Source organism: Streptomyces sp. NPDC042371 (assembly GCF_056437465.1).
Genome location: NZ_JBWKAP010000002.1, coordinates 23,925 through 39,763 on the forward strand (window position 1 = coordinate 23,925; position 15,839 = coordinate 39,763).

Annotated in this window: 15 protein-coding genes; 10 read left to right on the top strand and 5 right to left on the bottom strand. The window is 72.7% G+C overall.

Annotated features, from left to right (window positions below; genetic code table 11):
* Nucleotides 1-58: 58 nt before the first annotated feature.
* Nucleotides 59-2,800: a P-type ATPase actuator domain-containing protein gene (locus tag AC068B_RS05915; RefSeq protein ID WP_478669341.1), complete on the bottom strand. Its 2,742-nt coding sequence runs from the start codon at nucleotides 2,798-2,800 to the stop codon at nucleotides 59-61.
* A 7-nt stretch (nucleotides 2,801-2,807) separates the two neighbouring features.
* Nucleotides 2,808-3,158 (bottom strand): ArsR/SmtB family transcription factor, encoded by a 351-nt coding sequence (locus tag AC068B_RS05920; protein ID WP_478670232.1) that lies wholly within the window; start codon nucleotides 3,156-3,158, stop codon nucleotides 2,808-2,810.
* A gap of 300 nt (nucleotides 3,159-3,458) precedes the next feature.
* Here AC068B_RS05920 and AC068B_RS05925 point away from each other — a divergent pair, with 300 nt between their 5' ends.
* Nucleotides 3,459-4,256, top strand: a complete 798-nt coding sequence (locus tag AC068B_RS05925) for a thioesterase II family protein (RefSeq protein WP_478669342.1) — start codon at nucleotides 3,459-3,461, stop codon at nucleotides 4,254-4,256.
* Nucleotides 4,257-4,267: 11 nt separating this feature from the next.
* Here AC068B_RS05925 and ku read toward each other — a convergent pair whose 3' ends face one another.
* Nucleotides 4,268-5,395, bottom strand: coding sequence for a non-homologous end joining protein Ku (gene ku, locus AC068B_RS05930; RefSeq protein WP_478669344.1), 1,128 nt, complete (start codon nucleotides 5,393-5,395; stop codon nucleotides 4,268-4,270).
* A gap of 109 nt (nucleotides 5,396-5,504) precedes the next feature.
* Here ku and ligD point away from each other — a divergent pair, with 109 nt between their 5' ends.
* Nucleotides 5,505-6,398, top strand: coding sequence for a non-homologous end-joining DNA ligase (gene ligD / locus AC068B_RS05935; protein WP_478669345.1), 894 nt, complete (start codon nucleotides 5,505-5,507; stop codon nucleotides 6,396-6,398).
* 28 nt (nucleotides 6,399-6,426) lie between these two features.
* On the opposite strand, the gene AC068B_RS05940 is transcribed toward ligD, so the two are convergent.
* Nucleotides 6,427-7,161: a dienelactone hydrolase family protein gene (locus tag AC068B_RS05940; protein ID WP_478669347.1), complete on the bottom strand. Its 735-nt coding sequence runs from the start codon at nucleotides 7,159-7,161 to the stop codon at nucleotides 6,427-6,429.
* 292 nt (nucleotides 7,162-7,453) lie between these two features.
* On the opposite strand from AC068B_RS05940, the gene AC068B_RS05945 reads away from it, so the two are divergent.
* Nucleotides 7,454-7,882 carry a nuclear transport factor 2 family protein gene (locus AC068B_RS05945; RefSeq protein WP_478669348.1) on the top strand — a complete coding sequence of 143 codons (429 nt, stop codon included), beginning with the start codon at nucleotides 7,454-7,456 and terminating at the stop codon, nucleotides 7,880-7,882.
* Between the two features lie 33 nt (nucleotides 7,883-7,915).
* Here AC068B_RS05945 and AC068B_RS05950 read toward each other — a convergent pair whose 3' ends face one another.
* On the bottom strand, nucleotides 7,916-8,725 hold the full coding sequence (locus AC068B_RS05950) for a nuclease-related domain-containing protein (protein WP_478669350.1): 810 nt from the start codon (nucleotides 8,723-8,725) through the stop codon (nucleotides 7,916-7,918).
* 264 nt (nucleotides 8,726-8,989) lie between these two features.
* Here AC068B_RS05950 and AC068B_RS05955 point away from each other — a divergent pair, with 264 nt between their 5' ends.
* The 7 genes from AC068B_RS05955 to AC068B_RS05985 all read left to right on the top strand — a co-directional run bounded on the left by AC068B_RS05955 (nucleotide 8,990) and on the right by AC068B_RS05985 (nucleotide 15,830).
* On the top strand, nucleotides 8,990-9,598 hold the full coding sequence (locus AC068B_RS05955; RefSeq protein ID WP_478669351.1) for a hypothetical protein: 609 nt from the start codon (nucleotides 8,990-8,992) through the stop codon (nucleotides 9,596-9,598).
* A 54-nt stretch (nucleotides 9,599-9,652) separates the two neighbouring features.
* On the top strand, nucleotides 9,653-10,345 hold the full coding sequence (locus AC068B_RS05960; RefSeq protein ID WP_478669353.1) for a class F sortase: 693 nt from the start codon (nucleotides 9,653-9,655) through the stop codon (nucleotides 10,343-10,345).
* A 52-nt stretch (nucleotides 10,346-10,397) separates the two neighbouring features.
* On the top strand, nucleotides 10,398-11,162 hold the full coding sequence (locus AC068B_RS05965) for a hypothetical protein (protein ID WP_478669355.1): 765 nt from the start codon (nucleotides 10,398-10,400) through the stop codon (nucleotides 11,160-11,162).
* Entirely contained in the window at nucleotides 11,159-12,487 is a 1,329-nt protein-coding gene (locus AC068B_RS05970) for an ATP-binding protein (protein WP_478669356.1), read from the top strand. The genes AC068B_RS05965 and AC068B_RS05970 overlap by 4 nt, the downstream gene beginning before the upstream one ends.
* 95 nt (nucleotides 12,488-12,582) lie before the next feature.
* Nucleotides 12,583-12,933 carry an SH3 domain-containing protein gene (locus AC068B_RS05975; protein ID WP_478669358.1) on the top strand — a complete coding sequence of 117 codons (351 nt, stop codon included), beginning with the start codon at nucleotides 12,583-12,585 and terminating at the stop codon, nucleotides 12,931-12,933.
* A 75-nt stretch (nucleotides 12,934-13,008) separates the two neighbouring features.
* A complete protein-coding gene (locus AC068B_RS05980; protein WP_478669359.1) occupies nucleotides 13,009-14,373 on the top strand; it encodes an FtsW/RodA/SpoVE family cell cycle protein in 1,365 nt (454 codons plus the stop codon).
* Nucleotides 14,370-15,830, top strand: coding sequence for a peptidoglycan D,D-transpeptidase FtsI family protein (locus AC068B_RS05985; RefSeq protein ID WP_478669361.1), 1,461 nt, complete (start codon nucleotides 14,370-14,372; stop codon nucleotides 15,828-15,830). Before AC068B_RS05980 ends, AC068B_RS05985 begins: the two co-directional genes overlap by 4 nt.
* The last annotated feature ends 9 nt before the right edge of the window (nucleotides 15,831-15,839 follow it).

Consider the following 15,839-nt stretch of genomic DNA (forward strand, 5'->3'; position numbering starts at 1 on the left):
TCGTCTCTCACAGTTGCCGCACTCACAACACTTGCCATATTGCGCAACTGTACAACTGTCATGGCTGATCGGCGAAGCGGGTTCTCAGGGTCAGCAGTGCCGTTGCGTAGAGGGCCAGGACCAGGGCCAGGAGTGCGTAGTAGAGGAGCGGCAGGGCCGTCATGCCGAGGGGCGGGCCCAGGGGGGAGAGCGGGAGGAGGATGCCTGCGGCCGACAGGGCCATGGCCGCACGGGTGACCGGGGTCGCGGCGGTCCGGCCGCGGGGGGCTTTGGCGCGGGCGGCTTTGGCGCGGGTCGCCGTGGCGTGCGTCGTGGCGTACGTCGTACGCAGGAGCAGCATCGCCAAGGCCTGCGTGAGCAGGTTCTCGGTGAACCAGCCCGAGTGGAACAGCGGCTCGTCCTCCGTCCCCGTCGGGCCCGGCGCCGCGAGCGCGAGGACCGCGAAGGTCGCCAGGTCCGCCACCGCGTTGAGCACGCCGAAACCCGTGATCAGACGGAGGAAGGCGCGGGGACGCAGGGTGGTGGGGCGGCGCAGGGCGGTGGCCGCCGAGCGTTCGTAGGCGAAGGCGAGCTGGGCCGCGTCGAAGCAGAGGTTCTGGGCGAGCACCTGTGCCGGGAGCATCGGCAGGAAGGGCAGGAGGAGGCCCGCGGTGAGCATCGCCATGACGTTGCCGAGGTTCGAGGAGAGCGTGATGCGCAGATACGTCGCGATGTTCGCGCCGCTGCCCCGGCCCGCGGTGACGGCGTGGTCGATGGCTGCCAGGCCGTTCGCCGTGGAGTGGAGGGGCGGGACGTCGGCGGGGTTCGGAGTGCCGTGCGGCACGCGCTCGGGCAGCACCACGTCCGCCGCCTCCCTCGCCACCGGCACCGCGTCGTGCGGGGCCAGGGCCACGTCGGCCGTGTGCAGGGCAGGCAGGTCGTTGACGCCGTCGCCCAGGAAGCCCGTGGTGTGGCCGTGGGCGCGCAGGGCCGCGACGACGCGGGCCTTGTGGTCGGGGGTGCAGTCGGCGAAGACCGTGGTGCGGTGGGCCAGTTCTGCCAGTCGCGCGAGTTCGGTGGGTGGCAGGGCGTCTATGTCGGCGGCCGTGCGGACGGCGTCCGGGGCGACGGGCAGGCCCAGGTCGCGGCAGGCGCGTGCGGCCGTGCCGGGGTGGTCGCCGGTGAGGATCTTGACCGTGACGCCACGGTCGGCGAGCGCGCGCAGGGCGGGTCCGGCTGCCGGTGCCAGGGCGTCGCCGAAGGTGACGAAGCCGCGGAAGGTCAGGGTGTGCACGTCGGCCGGGGTCCAGGCCCCGTGCCCGGTGTGCCCGGTGTGCGCGGTGTGTGCGGTGCGCAGGGCGTGCGGGGTGCACCAGGCGTGCCGGGAGAGTCGTGCGGGGCGGTCCGCCGTGGCCACGGCCAGCAGGCGCAGGCCCTCCGCCGCGTGCCGGGCCGCCCGGGCGCGGAGGCGTGCGCGCTCCTCGTCGGGCAGGACGCAGAGCTCCAGTACGTTCTCGACGGCGCCCTTGACCACCAGCGTGTGGACGCCGAGGCCCGCGCCGGGGCGCGTGACGACGGCCGTGGCGAGGCGGCGTACCGGATCGAAGGGCAGTGCCGCGACGCCGTCGTAGCGGGTGAGGGCGTCCTCGTCGGGCGCCGCCGCGGCCAGGATCGCCTCGTCGAGGGCGTCCGGGGCTGGCAGGTCGGCCAGTTGCAGGGTCCACCAGGCGTTCACCGCCGCCCAGTGCAGGACCTCGGGGGTGTCACGGCCCTCCGCGTCGACGCCGCGGTCGACCCGCGGGCGGTCCTGCGTGAGCGTGCCGGTCTTGTCGACGCACAGGACGTCCATGGCGCCGAGGTCGTGCAGGGCGGGCAGCCGTCTGACGATCACGCCGTGGGTGCGGGAGAGGTGCGCGGCGCCCCGGGCCAGGCACGTCGTGACGACGACCGGCAGCATCTCCGGGGTGAGTCCGACCGCCACGGCGACGGCGAACGGCAGCGTCTCCAGGCCGCGGCCGCGCAGTGCGGCGTCCGCCATGAGCACCAGCGGAGGCGTGAGCAGCATGAAGCGGATGAGGATCCAGGAGATGCCGTTCACGGAACGGTCGAAGGCGCGGGCGGGCCGCCTGTGGGGTGTGTGCGTCGCGGCGAAGCGCGTGTGCCGTCCCGTCGCCGTCACGACGGCGGTGCCACTGCCCGCGGTGACGCTGCTGCCCTGGTAGCAGAGGTGGGGGCGGGGGGAGTTGGGTGGGGCAGGGGCCCGCCCCGTCGGCGTCGTCCAAGGGTGTTTGCCGGTCGGGGACGACTCGCCCGTCAGCGGGGCCTCGGTCACCGACAGGGCCGTCGCACCGAGCACCTGGGCATCCGCCGGGATCACGTCTCCGGGGGCCAGCCGGATGACGTCACCGGGGACGAGTTCGTCGACGGGGAGTTCGCGGGGCGAGGGCCGCCCGTCGGCGGCGGACGGGCGGCGCAGGACCGTCGCCGTCGTGGGCACCAGGTCGCGCAGGGCCGTCATCGCGCGGTCGGCGCGGTGCTCGCCCGTCGCACGCAGCGCACAGCTCACCGCCACCAGGACGGTGATCACAGAGGTCGTGCCCCACGCCCCCATGCCCGCGGAGACCAGGCCCAGGCAGAACAGGACCGCGGTGAAGGGGTCGCGCAGTCCGCGTACGAAACGGAGCGGCCACGGCACCCTTCGCCGGGTCGGCAGCACGTTCGGGCCGTGGCGGGCCAGGCGGGCGTCGGCCTCCTCCTCCGTGAGGCCTCGCGGTCCGGTCTCCAGCGAGCGCAGGACCTGGAGCGTGGTCGGCCCGGACACCGGCCCCTCAGGCACCGGTTCCGCGGAGTCGGCGGGCCGGGGCGGTGGACGCCTCGGCGCGCGACGCGAGTTGGGTGACCATCAGGCGTACGACCGTCACCACGTCGGGGTCGGCGACGAAGTACACGACGCGGCGGCCCTCGCGGCGCGACCCGACGAGCCCGGCCAGTTTCAGCTTGGTGAGGTGCTGGCTGACGGCGGGCAGCGCGCCGCCCACCCGGTCGGCGAGGCCGCTCACATCGCTCTCGCCCTGCGCCAGGGCCCACACGATGTGCAGCCGCGCGGACGACGCGAGCAGGCCGAAGGCGGCGGCCGCCTCCGTGAGGAGCTCGGCGGGCGGATCGTCGTGGCCGCCCACGCCGTCCGTCGGCCCGTGCGTCGGCCCGTCCGTCGGCCCGTGCGTCGTCGCATCCGACGCCGCCGACGCCGACGACGCCGACGACGCCGTCCACCGGCCTCCCGCTCTCACCACCGTCGCCTTTCCAGTCCTACTCGTACTGCTCGTCCTGCTCGTCCTTCGCGCACTAGGCGTCAGCCGTCAGTCTAGGTCGGAGCCCTCCCCCGACCTTCGCCCCCGCGCCCCCCTTCGGGCATGCTGGCGGACGTCGTACGAAGAACACCGCCGCCGTGCGCGGCATGCGAAAGGACGGTCCCGATCGTGGGCGACTGGATACGCAGCTTCCACCCCGCACCCGCCGCCGGGACCCGACTGCTCTGCTTCCCGCACGCGGGCGGCTCCGCCAGCGCCTACCACCCGCTGTCGGCCGCCGTCTCGGGCACCGTCGACCCGCTGGTCGTGCAGTACCCGGGCCGCCAGGAGCGGTACGGCGAGCCGTTCGCCGAGCGGACGGACGAGGTCGTCGACGCCGTACTCGCCGCGCTTCCCGGCCGGGGAGCGGGCACCCCGGCCGCACCGACCTCCCCGGCCGCGTCGACCGCGTCGACCGCCCTGTTCGGGCACAGCATGGGCGCCGTCCTCGCGTTCGAGGCCGCGCGGCGCATGACGGCCGAGGGACGGCCGCCCGTGGCCCTGTTCGTCTCCGGACGGCAGGCGCCCTCGCTGCCCTGGCGTCCCGCGGCGGACCGGCCGGTGCACGAGATGTCCGACCCCGAACTCGTGGACGAGATGCGGAAGCTGTCCGGCACCGCCAACGAGCTCCTGTCCTCCCCCGACCTGCTGCCGCTCATCCTGCCGCCGGTCCGCGCCGACTACCGGCTCCTGGACAACCACGTCCACCGCGCCGGTCCACCGCTCGGCTGCCCGGTCGTCGCGCTGACCGGGGACACGGACCCCCGCGTCCCGGTCGAGAGCGTGCGGGCCTGGGAGAGCGAGACGAGCGGCGACTTCTCCTGCCACGTGCTGGCCGGAGGCCACTTCTTCCTCGACGACCATCTGCCGTACGTCACGGAGGTCATCGCCTCCGCACTGGCGGGCCGGAGCGCGGCCAAGCCCTGACGGCGCCCCGCTCAGGCGGAAGCCCTGCGCCTCCCCGACGTCGTCTTCTTCGCCGCGGCCGTCTTCTTGGCCCCGGCCGCCGTCGTGGCCGTCGTGGTCTTCTTCTTGGCCGACGTCTTGCGCGCGGTCGTCCCGGCCGTCGCCTTCGCCTCCGCCTGCTTCGACCCCGACGCCTTCGAGCCTGACGTCCTGGTCGCCGACGACGTCTTGGTCGTCTTCTTGCCCGCGGGGGCGGTCTTCTTCTTCGCCGAGGCCGCCGTCGACTTCTTGCCGCCCACCTGCTTGGGGGTCGCGCGGGACGACTTGCGGGCGAGCGGGGTCACGTCGGCCACCTTCCGCGAGGCGCCCTCCGGGTTCTCGCCCCGCGCCGTACGGGCCTCGCGGACGCTGTTCTCCAGGGCCGCGAGCAGGTCGATGACCTTGCCGCCGCCCTCCCCGGCCGGGGCCCGTTCCGCCGGGGCCGCGCCGTCGGCCTTCGCCGCGATGAGTTCCTCGACCGCCTCGCGGTAGTCGTCGTGGAGGGTGTCGATGTCGACCTCGCCGAGGGTGTCCATCAGCGCGTCCGCCAGGTCGAGTTCGGCGTCGCGCACGGTGACCTCCGTGTCCGGGGCCACCCCTTCCGGCGCGCGGATCTCGTCCGGCCACAGCAGCCCGTGCATGGCGATCACGTCGTCGACCACGCGCAGCATGCCGAGCCGCTCCCGGCCCCGGAGCGCGAACTTCGCGATGGCCACCTTCTTGCTCCGCTTGAGCGCTTCGCGCAGCAGCGTGTACGGCTTGGCGGCCGGGGTGCCGCTCGCCGCGAGGTAGTACGCGGCACCCATCTGGAGGGGGTCGATGCGGTCCGCGGGGACGAAGGCGACGATCTCGATCGTCTTGGCGGTGGGGATGGGCAGCGTGGCCAGGTCGTCGTCCGTGATCGGGATGATCGAGCCGTCCGCGTCCTCGTACCCCTTGCCGATCTCCGCCGTCGGCACCTCGCGCTCCTCCAGCTCGCACACCTTGCGGTAGCGGATGCGGCCGCCGTCCTCCGTGTGGATCTGGCGGAAGGAGACCGCGTGGCTCTCGGTCGCGTTCACGAGCTTGATCGGGATGCTGACCAGCCCGAAGGAGATCGCACCGTTCCATATGGATCGCACGTCCGACACCTCACTGGGACGGGAGCGGGGAAAGAGCTCGACGATTTCTAGTACCTGCCGCGTTTGTCGCGTATATGGCTCTACAGGCGTTTTATGGGACTCTCATCCTATGACGCCGATCACAGAGGTGGAGGGGCGGCGGCTCGCGCTCAGCAATCTGGACAAGGTCCTGTATCCCGCGAGCGGCTTCACCAAGGGCGAGGTCCTGCACTACTACGCCGCGACGGCCGACGCCCTCCTCCCCCACCTCCGCGACCGGCCCGTCTCCTTCCTGCGCTACCCGGACGGGCCCGACGGCCAGCAGTTCTTCTCCAAGAACGTGCCGCCCGGCACGCCCGACTGGGTGCACACCGCCGAGGTGCCCCGCTCCCGCTCCGAGGGGACCGCCCGGCAGGTCGTCGTGCAGGACCTGGCCACCCTGATGTGGGCGGCCAACCTGGTCACCGAGTTCCACGTGCCGCAGTGGCGGGCCGACGCCCCGGCCCTGGCCGACCGGATGGTCCTCGATCTGGATCCGGGACCGCCCGCCACGGTCGTGGAGTGCTGCCGGGCGGCGCTCTGGCTGCGGGAGCGGCTGGCCGCCGACGGATTCCACGCGTACGCGAAGACGTCGGGCAGCAAGGGGCTGCACCTGCTCGTACCGCTGGAGCCCGTCTCCTCCGAACGGGTCACGGCGTACGCCAAGGCGCTGGCCGTCGAGGCCGAGCGTGCGCTGCCCGGCCTCGTCGTGCACCGCATGACGCGGAGCCTGCGCCCCGGCAAGGTCTTCGTCGACTTCAGCCAGAACGCCGGCGCGAAGACCACTGCCGCCCCCTACACCCTGCGGGCGCGCCAGGAGCCGACCGTCTCCACCCCCGTGACCTGGGACGAGGTCGAGGAGTGCGAGGAGCCGGGCCGACTGGTCTTCGCCGCGGACGACATCGCCTCGCGGCTGGCGCGGCACGGGGATCTGTTCGAACCGCTCGACGACCCCGACCTGGCGCGCCCGCTGCCGCCGGACTGACGGCCCGGCCCGCTTCAGGTGCCCCGGCCTACTTCAAGTGCCGGTCGTAGAACCGTCCCCCGTCCTCCACCTCGAACCACGGGGTGCCGGTGTGTCCGCCCAGATTGGCGTGCAGCGTCTTCTGCTTGCTGCCGAACGCGTCGAACAGGTCCAGGGCCCGCTGCCGCGGGTTCCCCTCGTCGTCCCACTGCAGCAGGAGCAGCAGCGGAATGGTGACCTGCCGGGCCTCCTCGCGCTGGGCGCGGGGCACGTAACCCCCGGCGAAGAACCCGGCGGCCGCGATGCGCGGCTCGACCGCCGCGAGGCGGATGCCGAGGGCGGTCCACCCCGAGTACCCGACCGGGCCGCCGATGCCGGGCAGCGCGAGGAGGGCGTCCAGGGTGGTCAGCCACTCCGGAGCCGCCTTCTCGACCATCGGGCCCACGACGGACTCGAAGATCTCGTCGACCGGCTCGCCCGCCTGAATCGCCCGGCGGAGGTCGGCGCGGGCCTGCTCTTCGGCGGCGGAACGGGGGCGGTCACCGCACCCGGCGGCGTCGATGGTCGCCACCGCGTAGCCGCACGCCGCGGTGTGCCGGGCCCGGGCCACCAGCCGGGGCTGCGCCTTGGGCAGGCCGTTGTTGTGGGCCATCAGGACCAGCGGGGCCGATGCGGACGCAGCTTCAGGCGGCGTCCACAGGGTGCCGGGGATCTCGCCGAGGGTGAACTCGCGTTCGAGGACGCCGTCGTCGAGGCGCTGCTCGGAAGTGAAAGCGAAATGCATGGTCGTGCCTTTCGGGAATGCGCTTGAGCGGCACTCCCGGACGACCTATCGCCCGACCGTGACCCCGGAGGAGAGCACCCACGTCGATACGTCCACGGGTACCACCTCCTCCATCTCTCGCACGGCCGTCAGGAATGTAGCAACGGCCGCCGCGGGCCGCCAACAGGTTTTGCGGAAGCCTCGCCCCGTGACCGGCGTCACAGCTAATCAAGTTTGACTAAGGGCCTCTCGTGGCATACCTTTCCTGGCGTAGTCAAACTTGAGTAATCCCGTGCACCGCAGAGGAGACCGCGTGACCCTTCTTCCCGAGACCGGATACGTCCCGACCGACGAGGACCGCACGAGCCTGGACGCCTGGTTCGCCGAGTACGACGCGCACAGCGCGAAGCGCGATGTCGAGCGGATGGCCGACCTGGCCGTCTTCCCGCTCAACCTGGTCAGCGACGACTCCGCGGGCGACGGGCGGGCGGCGCAGTGGGACCGGGAGCAGTTCGTGGGGACCATGACGCACGTGATGGGGGACGGGAGCGAGGACATCACCTTCGAGTCCACGCGCACGCCCGTCTTCCTCTCCCCCGCGATGGCCGTCGTCTTCACCGACTCGGTGATGACGGCGAACGGCGAGACGCAGCAGCTGCGCTACGCCGACATCCTGATCAGGCGCGGCGGATCCTGGGCCTTCCAGACCATGATCCAGGGCGGCTGGGGGGACAACCTGTAGCGATCCGGCCCCCGGCCCCCCGCCCCCGAGGCGTCAGACCCGCTTCCAAGTACGGCGGTCCCGGGCCAGCGCGTGCAGGGCCTCCACATCGGCCGGTTTCAACACCCCGCCGAGGCGCGCCAGCGCAGGCAGGTCCGCCTCGCGCAGCACCCGCACATCGCGCGGCGGCGCCGCCACGTCCAGGTCGGCGGCGCCGGTCCCGGCCAGCACCAGGACGGGGCGGACCTCCGCCGTCAGCGCGAAGGAGGCCCGGCCCGCGTCCGAGCGGAGCGAGCGCAGCAGGGGGAACGGCTCGGCGCGGCCGACCGTCACCATCGGGTCGGCGATGCGCACCCGCTGCTTGCGGACGGCCAGGGTGCCCACGCAGAACAGGCCACCGGGTCCGATCAGCAGATGGTGGATGCGGGCGTCGCCGGGCAGCGGCAGGGAGTGCAGCACCCGCCAGCCCGCGCCTTCGAGCCCGTCGAGGGCCTCGCCGACGGACCGCTCGGCGGCGAGCGCGCGGTGCCGGGCGTCGGCGCGCAGCCTGCGGGCGGGCGCCGGGTCGCGGTCTAGGGAGATCTGCAGGGCCTCGCCGGGGCGGTTGGGCGCGAGGTCGTCGTCCGGGTGGAGGGCGAGACGGGCCAGCTCGACGGGGGTGGGGACGGGCGGCGGGCCCACGGTGACCTGGCCCGCGAGGAAGGGGGCGAGGACGTCAAGGACGGCGCCCTCGCTCTCCTCGCTGAGCAGGTTGACGCGGGCCGAGTCGCGGTCGTACCAGGCCACGTTCCTGCCGTCCGCGAGATACACGTACAAACGCTCCTGACCGTGCCTCCAGGCCGGTACGACGCGCAGTCCGGTCATGCGCCATCACCCCCTCGACCATGGGAACAGCCCACACGCTCCCCGGCAAGAACCCGGTCGCGGCGGAAGGAAGTTGGGGCGTCTTTGCGCCGAGTGCGCCCGGTCCGGGTGTGAAGTCCCACCGGTCCCGTAACGGCACTGCCCACACAGCTATGGGCCGTTGTTACATAGTCGCCGAATTGCCGCAATAGCGGACATCTAACTTCTTAGGAGTCCCCCCGATCACGCCGGAGCGATCAGCCGACCGACCGTAAGGAACGTCCCGTGAGCACCAGTCGCCGCCACACCCTCCTCCGTACCGCCGCCGTCTCCGCCCTCGTCGGCGGAGCGCTGCTCCTCCCGGCCGCGGGCGCCTTCGCGGACTCGCCCGCACCGGAGCCGACGGCCACGCAGAGCGAGAAGCCGGACCAGCGGAAGCCGGATCAGAAGCCGACCGAGGACCCGGCGCGCAAGCCCCACCCCAAGGGCGAGGTCTTCGAGGTGACCCTCGGCAACGGCGCGCAGGCGAAGATCCAGAACCGCGGCGGCGCGTACGTCGCGACGATCTCGCTCAAGGGCAAGGAGATAGCGACCCTCTCCGCCACGCATCCGACGGTCACCCAGGGCGGCGTGAAGTACGAGCTGCACCCGTCCAACGGGCACATCGGCATCACGTACCTGAAGGGCGACGACAACGGCCAGAAGCAGCGGCACGGAACCGGCACCGGCACCGGCAACAAGACCGTCGCGCCCAAGGGTGGGGTCAAGGCAGGCGCCGAGGGTGTGCGCGACGCCGGGGACCCCGCGTTCCTGGTGGCCGGTGGCGGCATGGCGGCCGCCGGTGCGGCGGGCCTCGGCTTCGCGATGCTGCGCCGCGGCCGCACGGACGGCTGAACCCCGCCGAGCCGGTCCTCCCCCGCCTCCCCCTCCACCACAGGAGCCCCACCCATGACCCCCCGCACCCCCACCGGCTTCGAGCCCGGCACGCCCGGCACACCCGACGGAGCCGAGGCGCCCGCCCGCCCCCGCAGGGGCACCGCCCGGATCGCCGCCGCGGCAGCCCTCACCGCCGCCCTCGGCATCGGCCTGATCGCCTGCGGACAGGGCGGCGGCGGCAAGGGCGACCCGGCCCCCGACGTGAAGGTGAACAACGCCGCCACCGCCCAGGCCAAGCAGGCCGTCGCCCCGCTGAAGGCGTCCGAGCCGACCGGGCTGCGGATCCCCTCGGCGGGGGTCGACGCCAAGTCGATGCTCGACCTCGGCGTGGGGGCGGACCAGGAGCTCGCCGTGCCGCCGGTGGACAAGGCGGACGAGCCCGGCTGGTGGACCGGCGGGGTCACGCCCGGCGAGAAGGGCGCCGCCGTGATCGTCGCGCACTACGACACGGCGAACGGTCCCGCGCTGATGAAGAACGTCGCGAAGGTGAAGGTCGGCGACACTGTCGAGGTGCCCCGTGCGGACGGCAGCACCGCGACGTTCAAGGTGCGGGAGATCCAGCAGGTCGACAAGAAGGACTTCCCCACCAATAAGGTGTACGGGGCGACCGACCGACCCGAGTTGCGCCTGCTGACCTGCGGCGGGCCGATCGTGGGCGGTCACCGCTCGGACAACATCATTCTCTACGCCGACCTGGTGACGTGACAACAGGCCTGGTGCCACGACAGGCCGCACCCCCGCGGCAGGCAGGAGTGCAGTGCAACGCAGCCGGCTCGCGCCCGCCGCCTTCGCCGTCCTCGCCGTCCTGCTGGCCGGTGGCTGCGGCGACCCCGGCGGGCTGCGGAGCGCGGGCCCGACGCCGACCGCCGAGGGGCCCACGCACCTCTGGCCCGACCTGGCGTCCCCTTCGGTGCCAGCCGAGGACTACGGCGCCATAGAGGCCGTCAAGGTCAAGGGCGTCAAGGTGCCGAAGGGCGACCTGCACAAGGTGGACCCCGTCGACGTCGTGCGCGCGGACTTCACGGAGAACCCGGGAACGTACGAACCCACCGACCGGGCGTACAAGGAGACAGTCGAGCGGCTGAAGGACTGCGCCGAGGACGGCTCGGGCGAGCAGGGGCGGTGCCCGGTCCTCAAGGCGTACTACCGGGACCTGACCGGCGACGGCAAGGACGACCTGATCGTCGGCGTCTCGACGCCCGACGACAACCTCGACATCCGCGTCTACGCCGAGGAGAACCGGCAGCTGACGCAGATCATGGAGATGAGCGACGCCGTGCTCGGCGTCGAGCTGGCCGGGCGCGACCTGATCATCCGCGCCATCTCCAGCCTCGCGGGGTACGAGTACCACACGGTCTGGTCCTGGGACTCGCACCAGAAGGCGATGCTGCCCACGAGCGACGAGATCGTCCGCTCCTCGAAGGTGTCCCCCAAGGCGCACCGGTCCAAGACGCCCCGGCCCGCCGCGCCCAGCCCCTCCCCCTCAGCCTCCCTCACCCCCTCCGCGGGCGGCGGGCAGTGAGCGACCGGCGGCCGCGCGGGCCGCGGCTCCCCGCCTGGACGGCGACCCTCACCTGGAAGGCCGCCGTCTTCATCACCGTCATGTGCTGTGCGCTCGCCGCGCTGCTCGGCGCGCTCGTGCACGTCTCGGTGACCAACCAGACCGTGGGCCAGGCCCGCGAGCGCGCCCTCTCCCACCTCAACGAGGTCACCGAGCGGTACGAGGCGGGCGACCGGCTCGGCCCCGGCGCGGGCGTCGACCCGCCCGGTCTGCCCTCGCGCCTGCGCGACCTCGCCGCGAGCGGGCAGCGCGGCACGATGGTCGCCGCCCACGAGTCCCGGCCGACGATGTGGGCCGCGGGGCCCGCCGACGGACAGCGCGCCATCGCCGTCCAGGTCGACTACGCGCAGGGCGCCCGCACCATCGACGGGCTCGACCGGGCGATCCTCGGCTCCTCGGTGCTCGCGATCGGCGCGACGCTGCTGGTCGGCGCGTTCGCCGTGACGCGGGTGACGCGGCGGCTGCACCAGACGGCGCAGGTGGCCCGGCGGATCAGCGCGGGCGACCTGGACGCGCGGGTCAAGGATCCGCACGCGGGTCCTGACACCACGGGGGTGCCCCGGCGCCAGGACGAGGTGGCCGCGGTCGCCGGGGCCCTGGACACCATGGCCTCCACGCTGCAGGGCAAGCTGCTGAGCGAGCAGCGGTTCACCGCGGACGTGGCGCACGAGCTGCGCACCCCGCTGACCGGGCTGCACGCGGCGGCCGAGCTGCTGCCGCCGGGGCGGCCGACCGAGCTGGTCCAGGACAGGGTCGCCGCGCTGCGCACGCTGACCGAGGACCTCCTGGAGATCTCCCGGCTCGACGCGAAGAGCGAGCGGGTGGACCTGGACGCCCATCACCTCGCTCCACTGGCGGAGCGGGTGGTGCGCTCTTCCGGGGAGGGCACGGAGCTCGTCGTCGTACGCGATGTCTGCGTGGACACCGACCGGCGGCGCCTGGAGCGGGTGCTCGGCAATATCGTCGCCAACGCGCTCAAGCACGGGCGACCGCCGGTCGTCGTGACCGTCGACGGTCCCGTCGTCTCCGTGCGGGACCACGGCGACGGCTTTCCCGACTACCTCGTGGTGCACGGGCCGCAGCGGTTCCGCACCCAGGGCACGAGCAAGGGGACGAGCAAGGGGCACGGTCTCGGGCTGACCATCGCGCTGGGTCAGGCGGCGGTGCTCGGCGCGCGGCTGACGTTCGCCAATGCGGCCGACGGCGGGGCGGTGGCGACGCTGCGGCTGCCGTTCGAATCGGCGGGGGACGGCGAGGAGTCGGGCGGTCCGCAGGACGGGTCGTGAGCTTGCGCGTGCGCACCGTGCCGCTTTTAGTGTGAATTGCGGCTTACGGGCATCCGCCTCGGCCGCCCCACCCGCCCTTCCCCCGAGGAGGCCCCATGTCCCCGCGGACCACCGCCATCCGGCTCGGCATACTCGCCGCCGGCGGCGCCCTCGCCGCGCTCACCGCCGCCGGTCCCGCCGCCGCCCTGGACGACGCCAACAACCACCCGCCCGTCTACAAGGGCCGCGTCACCGCCAAGACCGGACTCCTGCTCCACACCTCTCCGACCCGTGGCAGCAAGGTGATCCGCACGGAGCCGTACGGCAGGGTCGTCACCATCTTCTGCAAGACCAGTGGCGACGTCGTCGGCAACAACAACCTCTGGTACCTGCTCACCGACGGGACCTGGGCCTGGGGCTCCGCGCACTACATCGCCAACATCGGGCGGGTCCCGCGCTGGTGCTGACGCACCCTCGCCCCGCATGGCCGACATAGTCGACATAAGCGGACTTCCGGGTGATTTGCTTGCTACGTTCCCGGCATGGCAGGAACCAGCGCGGGCACCGCACCCCCAGCGGTCCCCGCTGTCCGTGTCCCCCGACGCCGTGGCACCGAACTCACCCTGCTCGTCGTGGCCGTCCTGCTCTCCGTGTACGGCTACTGCGCGGTCGGCCTCGCCAAGAACGACACCGTCCCGCCCGGCGCCGCCGGTTACGGCGCCGGGCTCGGCGTGCTCGCGCTCGTCGCCCACCTCGCCGTCCGCTTCCGCGCCCCGTACGCCGATCCGCTGCTGCTGCCCATCGCGGTGCTCCTCAACGGCCTGGGCCTGGTGCTCATCTACCGGCTCGACCTGGAGACCCCGCACGACGAGGCGGCGCCCGCCCAGCTGATCTGGTCGACCGCGGGCGTGGGCCTGTTCATCGCCGCCGTCCTCTTCCTGCGCGACCACCGGGTGCTGCAGCGCTACGCCTATCTCTCCGTCGTCACCGCGCTGCTCCTGATGATCGTGCCGATCTTCTTCCCCGCCGTGAACGGCGCCCGGATCTGGATCAGGGTCGGCGGCTTCTCCATCCAGCCCGGCGAGTTCGCCAAGATCCTGCTCGCCGTCTTCTTCGCCAGCTACCTCGCGGCCAACCGCAACGCCCTCGCCTACACCGGCCGCACGCTGTGGCGGTTCAAGCGCCTCCAGCTGCCCACCGGGCGCGTCCTCGGGCCCATCGTCGCGATCTGGCTGCTGAGCGTCGGCGTCCTCGTCCTGGAGCGCGACCTCGGCACCTCGCTGCTCTTCTTCGGGCTCTTCGTGATCATGCTGTACGTCGCCACCGGCCGCATCGGCTGGATCGCGGTCGGCCTGCTCCTCGCCGCGCTCGGCGCGTTCGCGGTCGGCTCGCTGGAGCCGCACGTCCACAGCCGGGTGGAGGACTGGCTGCACCCCTTCGCCTCCATCGAGGCAGGGCGGGGGCCGAACCAACTCGCCCAGTCCCTCTTCGCGTTCGCGGCGGGCGGGATGCTCGGCACCGGCCTCGGGCTCGGGCACTCCATCCTCATCGGCTTCGCCGCGAAGTCCGACTTCATCCTGGCGACGGCGGGCGAGGAGCTGGGCCTTTCGGGGCTCTGCGCGATCTTCCTGCTCTACGCGCTGCTCGTGGAGCGCGGCTTCCGGGCCGGGCTCGCCCTGCGCGACTCCTTCGGGCGGCTGCTCGCGATCGGGCTCTCCTCGATCCTGGCGCTCCAGGTGTTCGTGATCGCGGGCGGCGTCATGGGGCTGATCCCGCTGACCGGCATGGCGATGCCGTTCCTCGCGCAGGGCGGCTCGTCCGTCGTCACCAACTGGATCATCGTGGCGCTGCTGATCCGGGTCAGCGACTCGGCACGCAGCCAGCCCGTCGACGAGGGGCCCCTGTGACGAGGTACATCCGGCACGCCGCCGCCTTCTGTGCGCTGCTGCTCATCGCGCTGCTCGTCAACGCCACCCGCGTCCAGGTCTTCCAGGCCGACTCCCTCGACGCCAACCAGGCCAACCGCCGCAACGCCATCGTCCGCTTCGAGCAGCCGCGCGGCGACATCATGGTCGACGGGCGGCCCGTCACCGGCTCCAAGGACACCGGCGAGCAGCTCCGCTACGAACGGACCTACAAGAACGGACCGTTGTACGCCCCCGTGACCGGCTTCGCCTCGCAGGTGTACGGCACGACGTTCCTGGAGAACGCCGAGGACGACATCCTCTCCGGCACCGATCCGATGCTCGCCCCGCTCCCCCTGTGGAACGACATCACGCGCGCGCAGAACCCCGGCGGCAAGGTCGAGACCACCATCAAGGCGCCGGTGCAGCAGGCGGCGTACGCGGGCCTGGGCGGCAAGCGGGGCGCGGTCGTCGCGCTCGAACCGTCGACCGGGAAGATCCTCGCGCTGGTCAGCGCCCCTTCGTACGACCCGGAAAGGCTCTCCGGGACCAATCGGGCGGTGGCTGACACCTGGGCGGAGCTGAACGGCAGCTCCGCCAAGCCGATGCTGAACCGGGCGATCCGGCAGACCTATCCGCCCGGTTCGACGTTCAAGGTGGTGACGGCCGCGGCGGCGCTGGACTCCGGCGCGGTGACGGATCCGGACGCGCCGACCAAGTCCCCGAACCCGTACACGCTGCCCGGCACCAGCACCCAGCTGACCAACGAGGTCGACGGCTGCACGAACGCCAGCCTGCGCTATGCCTTCCAGTGGTCCTGCAACACGGTCTTCGCGAAGCTCGGCGTCGACACGGGCCTCGGCCCGATGCTCGGCACGGCCCGGAACTTCGGGTTCAACAACGGCGGCCTGAAGATCCCCTCGTCCGTCGCCGCCAGCAACTTCGACACCTCGATGGACAAGGCGCAGCTCGGGCTCTCCGCCATCGGGCAGTACGACACCCGGACGACGCCGCTGCAGATGGCGATGGTGTCGGCGGCCGTGGCGAACGGCGGTTCGGTGAAGGCGCCGCACCTGGTGGACCGCACGACGACGGACGACGGCGACGTGGTCGACACCGAGGGCGCCAAGTCCCTGCACCAGGCGATGAATCCGGGCACGGCGGCGCAGCTGCGCGAGATGATGACGCAGGTCGTCGACGAGGGCACGGGCACGAACGCCGCGATCCCCGATGTGACGGTCGGCGGCAAGACGGGCACCGCGCAGCACGGCATCGACAACTCCGGTACGCCGTACGCCTGGTTCATCTCCTGGGCGCAGGCGGCCGACGACCCGGAGCCCTCGGTGGCGGTCGCCGTCGTCGTCGAGGACGCGGCGGCGGACCGCGGGGACATCAGCGGGGGCGGCAGCGCGGCGCCGATCGCGAAGGCGGTGATGGAGGCGGCGATCGGTGCCCGTTGACCGGTGGCG

Bases quoted from the DNA above. Each gene is read 5' to 3' on its own strand.
- AC068B_RS05950 (WP_478669350.1), bottom strand. From the start codon at position 8,725: ATGACCGGACTGCGCGTCGTACCGGCCTGGAGGCACGGTCAGGAGCGT.
- AC068B_RS05975 (WP_478669358.1), top strand. From the start codon at position 12,583: ATGTCCCCGCGGACCACCGCCATCCGGCTCGGCATACTCGCCGCCGGC.
- ligD (WP_478669345.1), top strand. From the start codon at position 5,505: ATGACGCCGATCACAGAGGTGGAGGGGCGGCGGCTCGCGCTCAGCAAT.
- AC068B_RS05960 (WP_478669353.1), top strand. From the start codon at position 9,653: ATGACCCCCCGCACCCCCACCGGCTTCGAGCCCGGCACGCCCGGCACA.
- AC068B_RS05940 (WP_478669347.1), bottom strand. From the start codon at position 7,161: ATGCATTTCGCTTTCACTTCCGAGCAGCGCCTCGACGACGGCGTCCTC.
- AC068B_RS05980 (WP_478669359.1), top strand. From the start codon at position 13,009: ATGGCAGGAACCAGCGCGGGCACCGCACCCCCAGCGGTCCCCGCTGTC.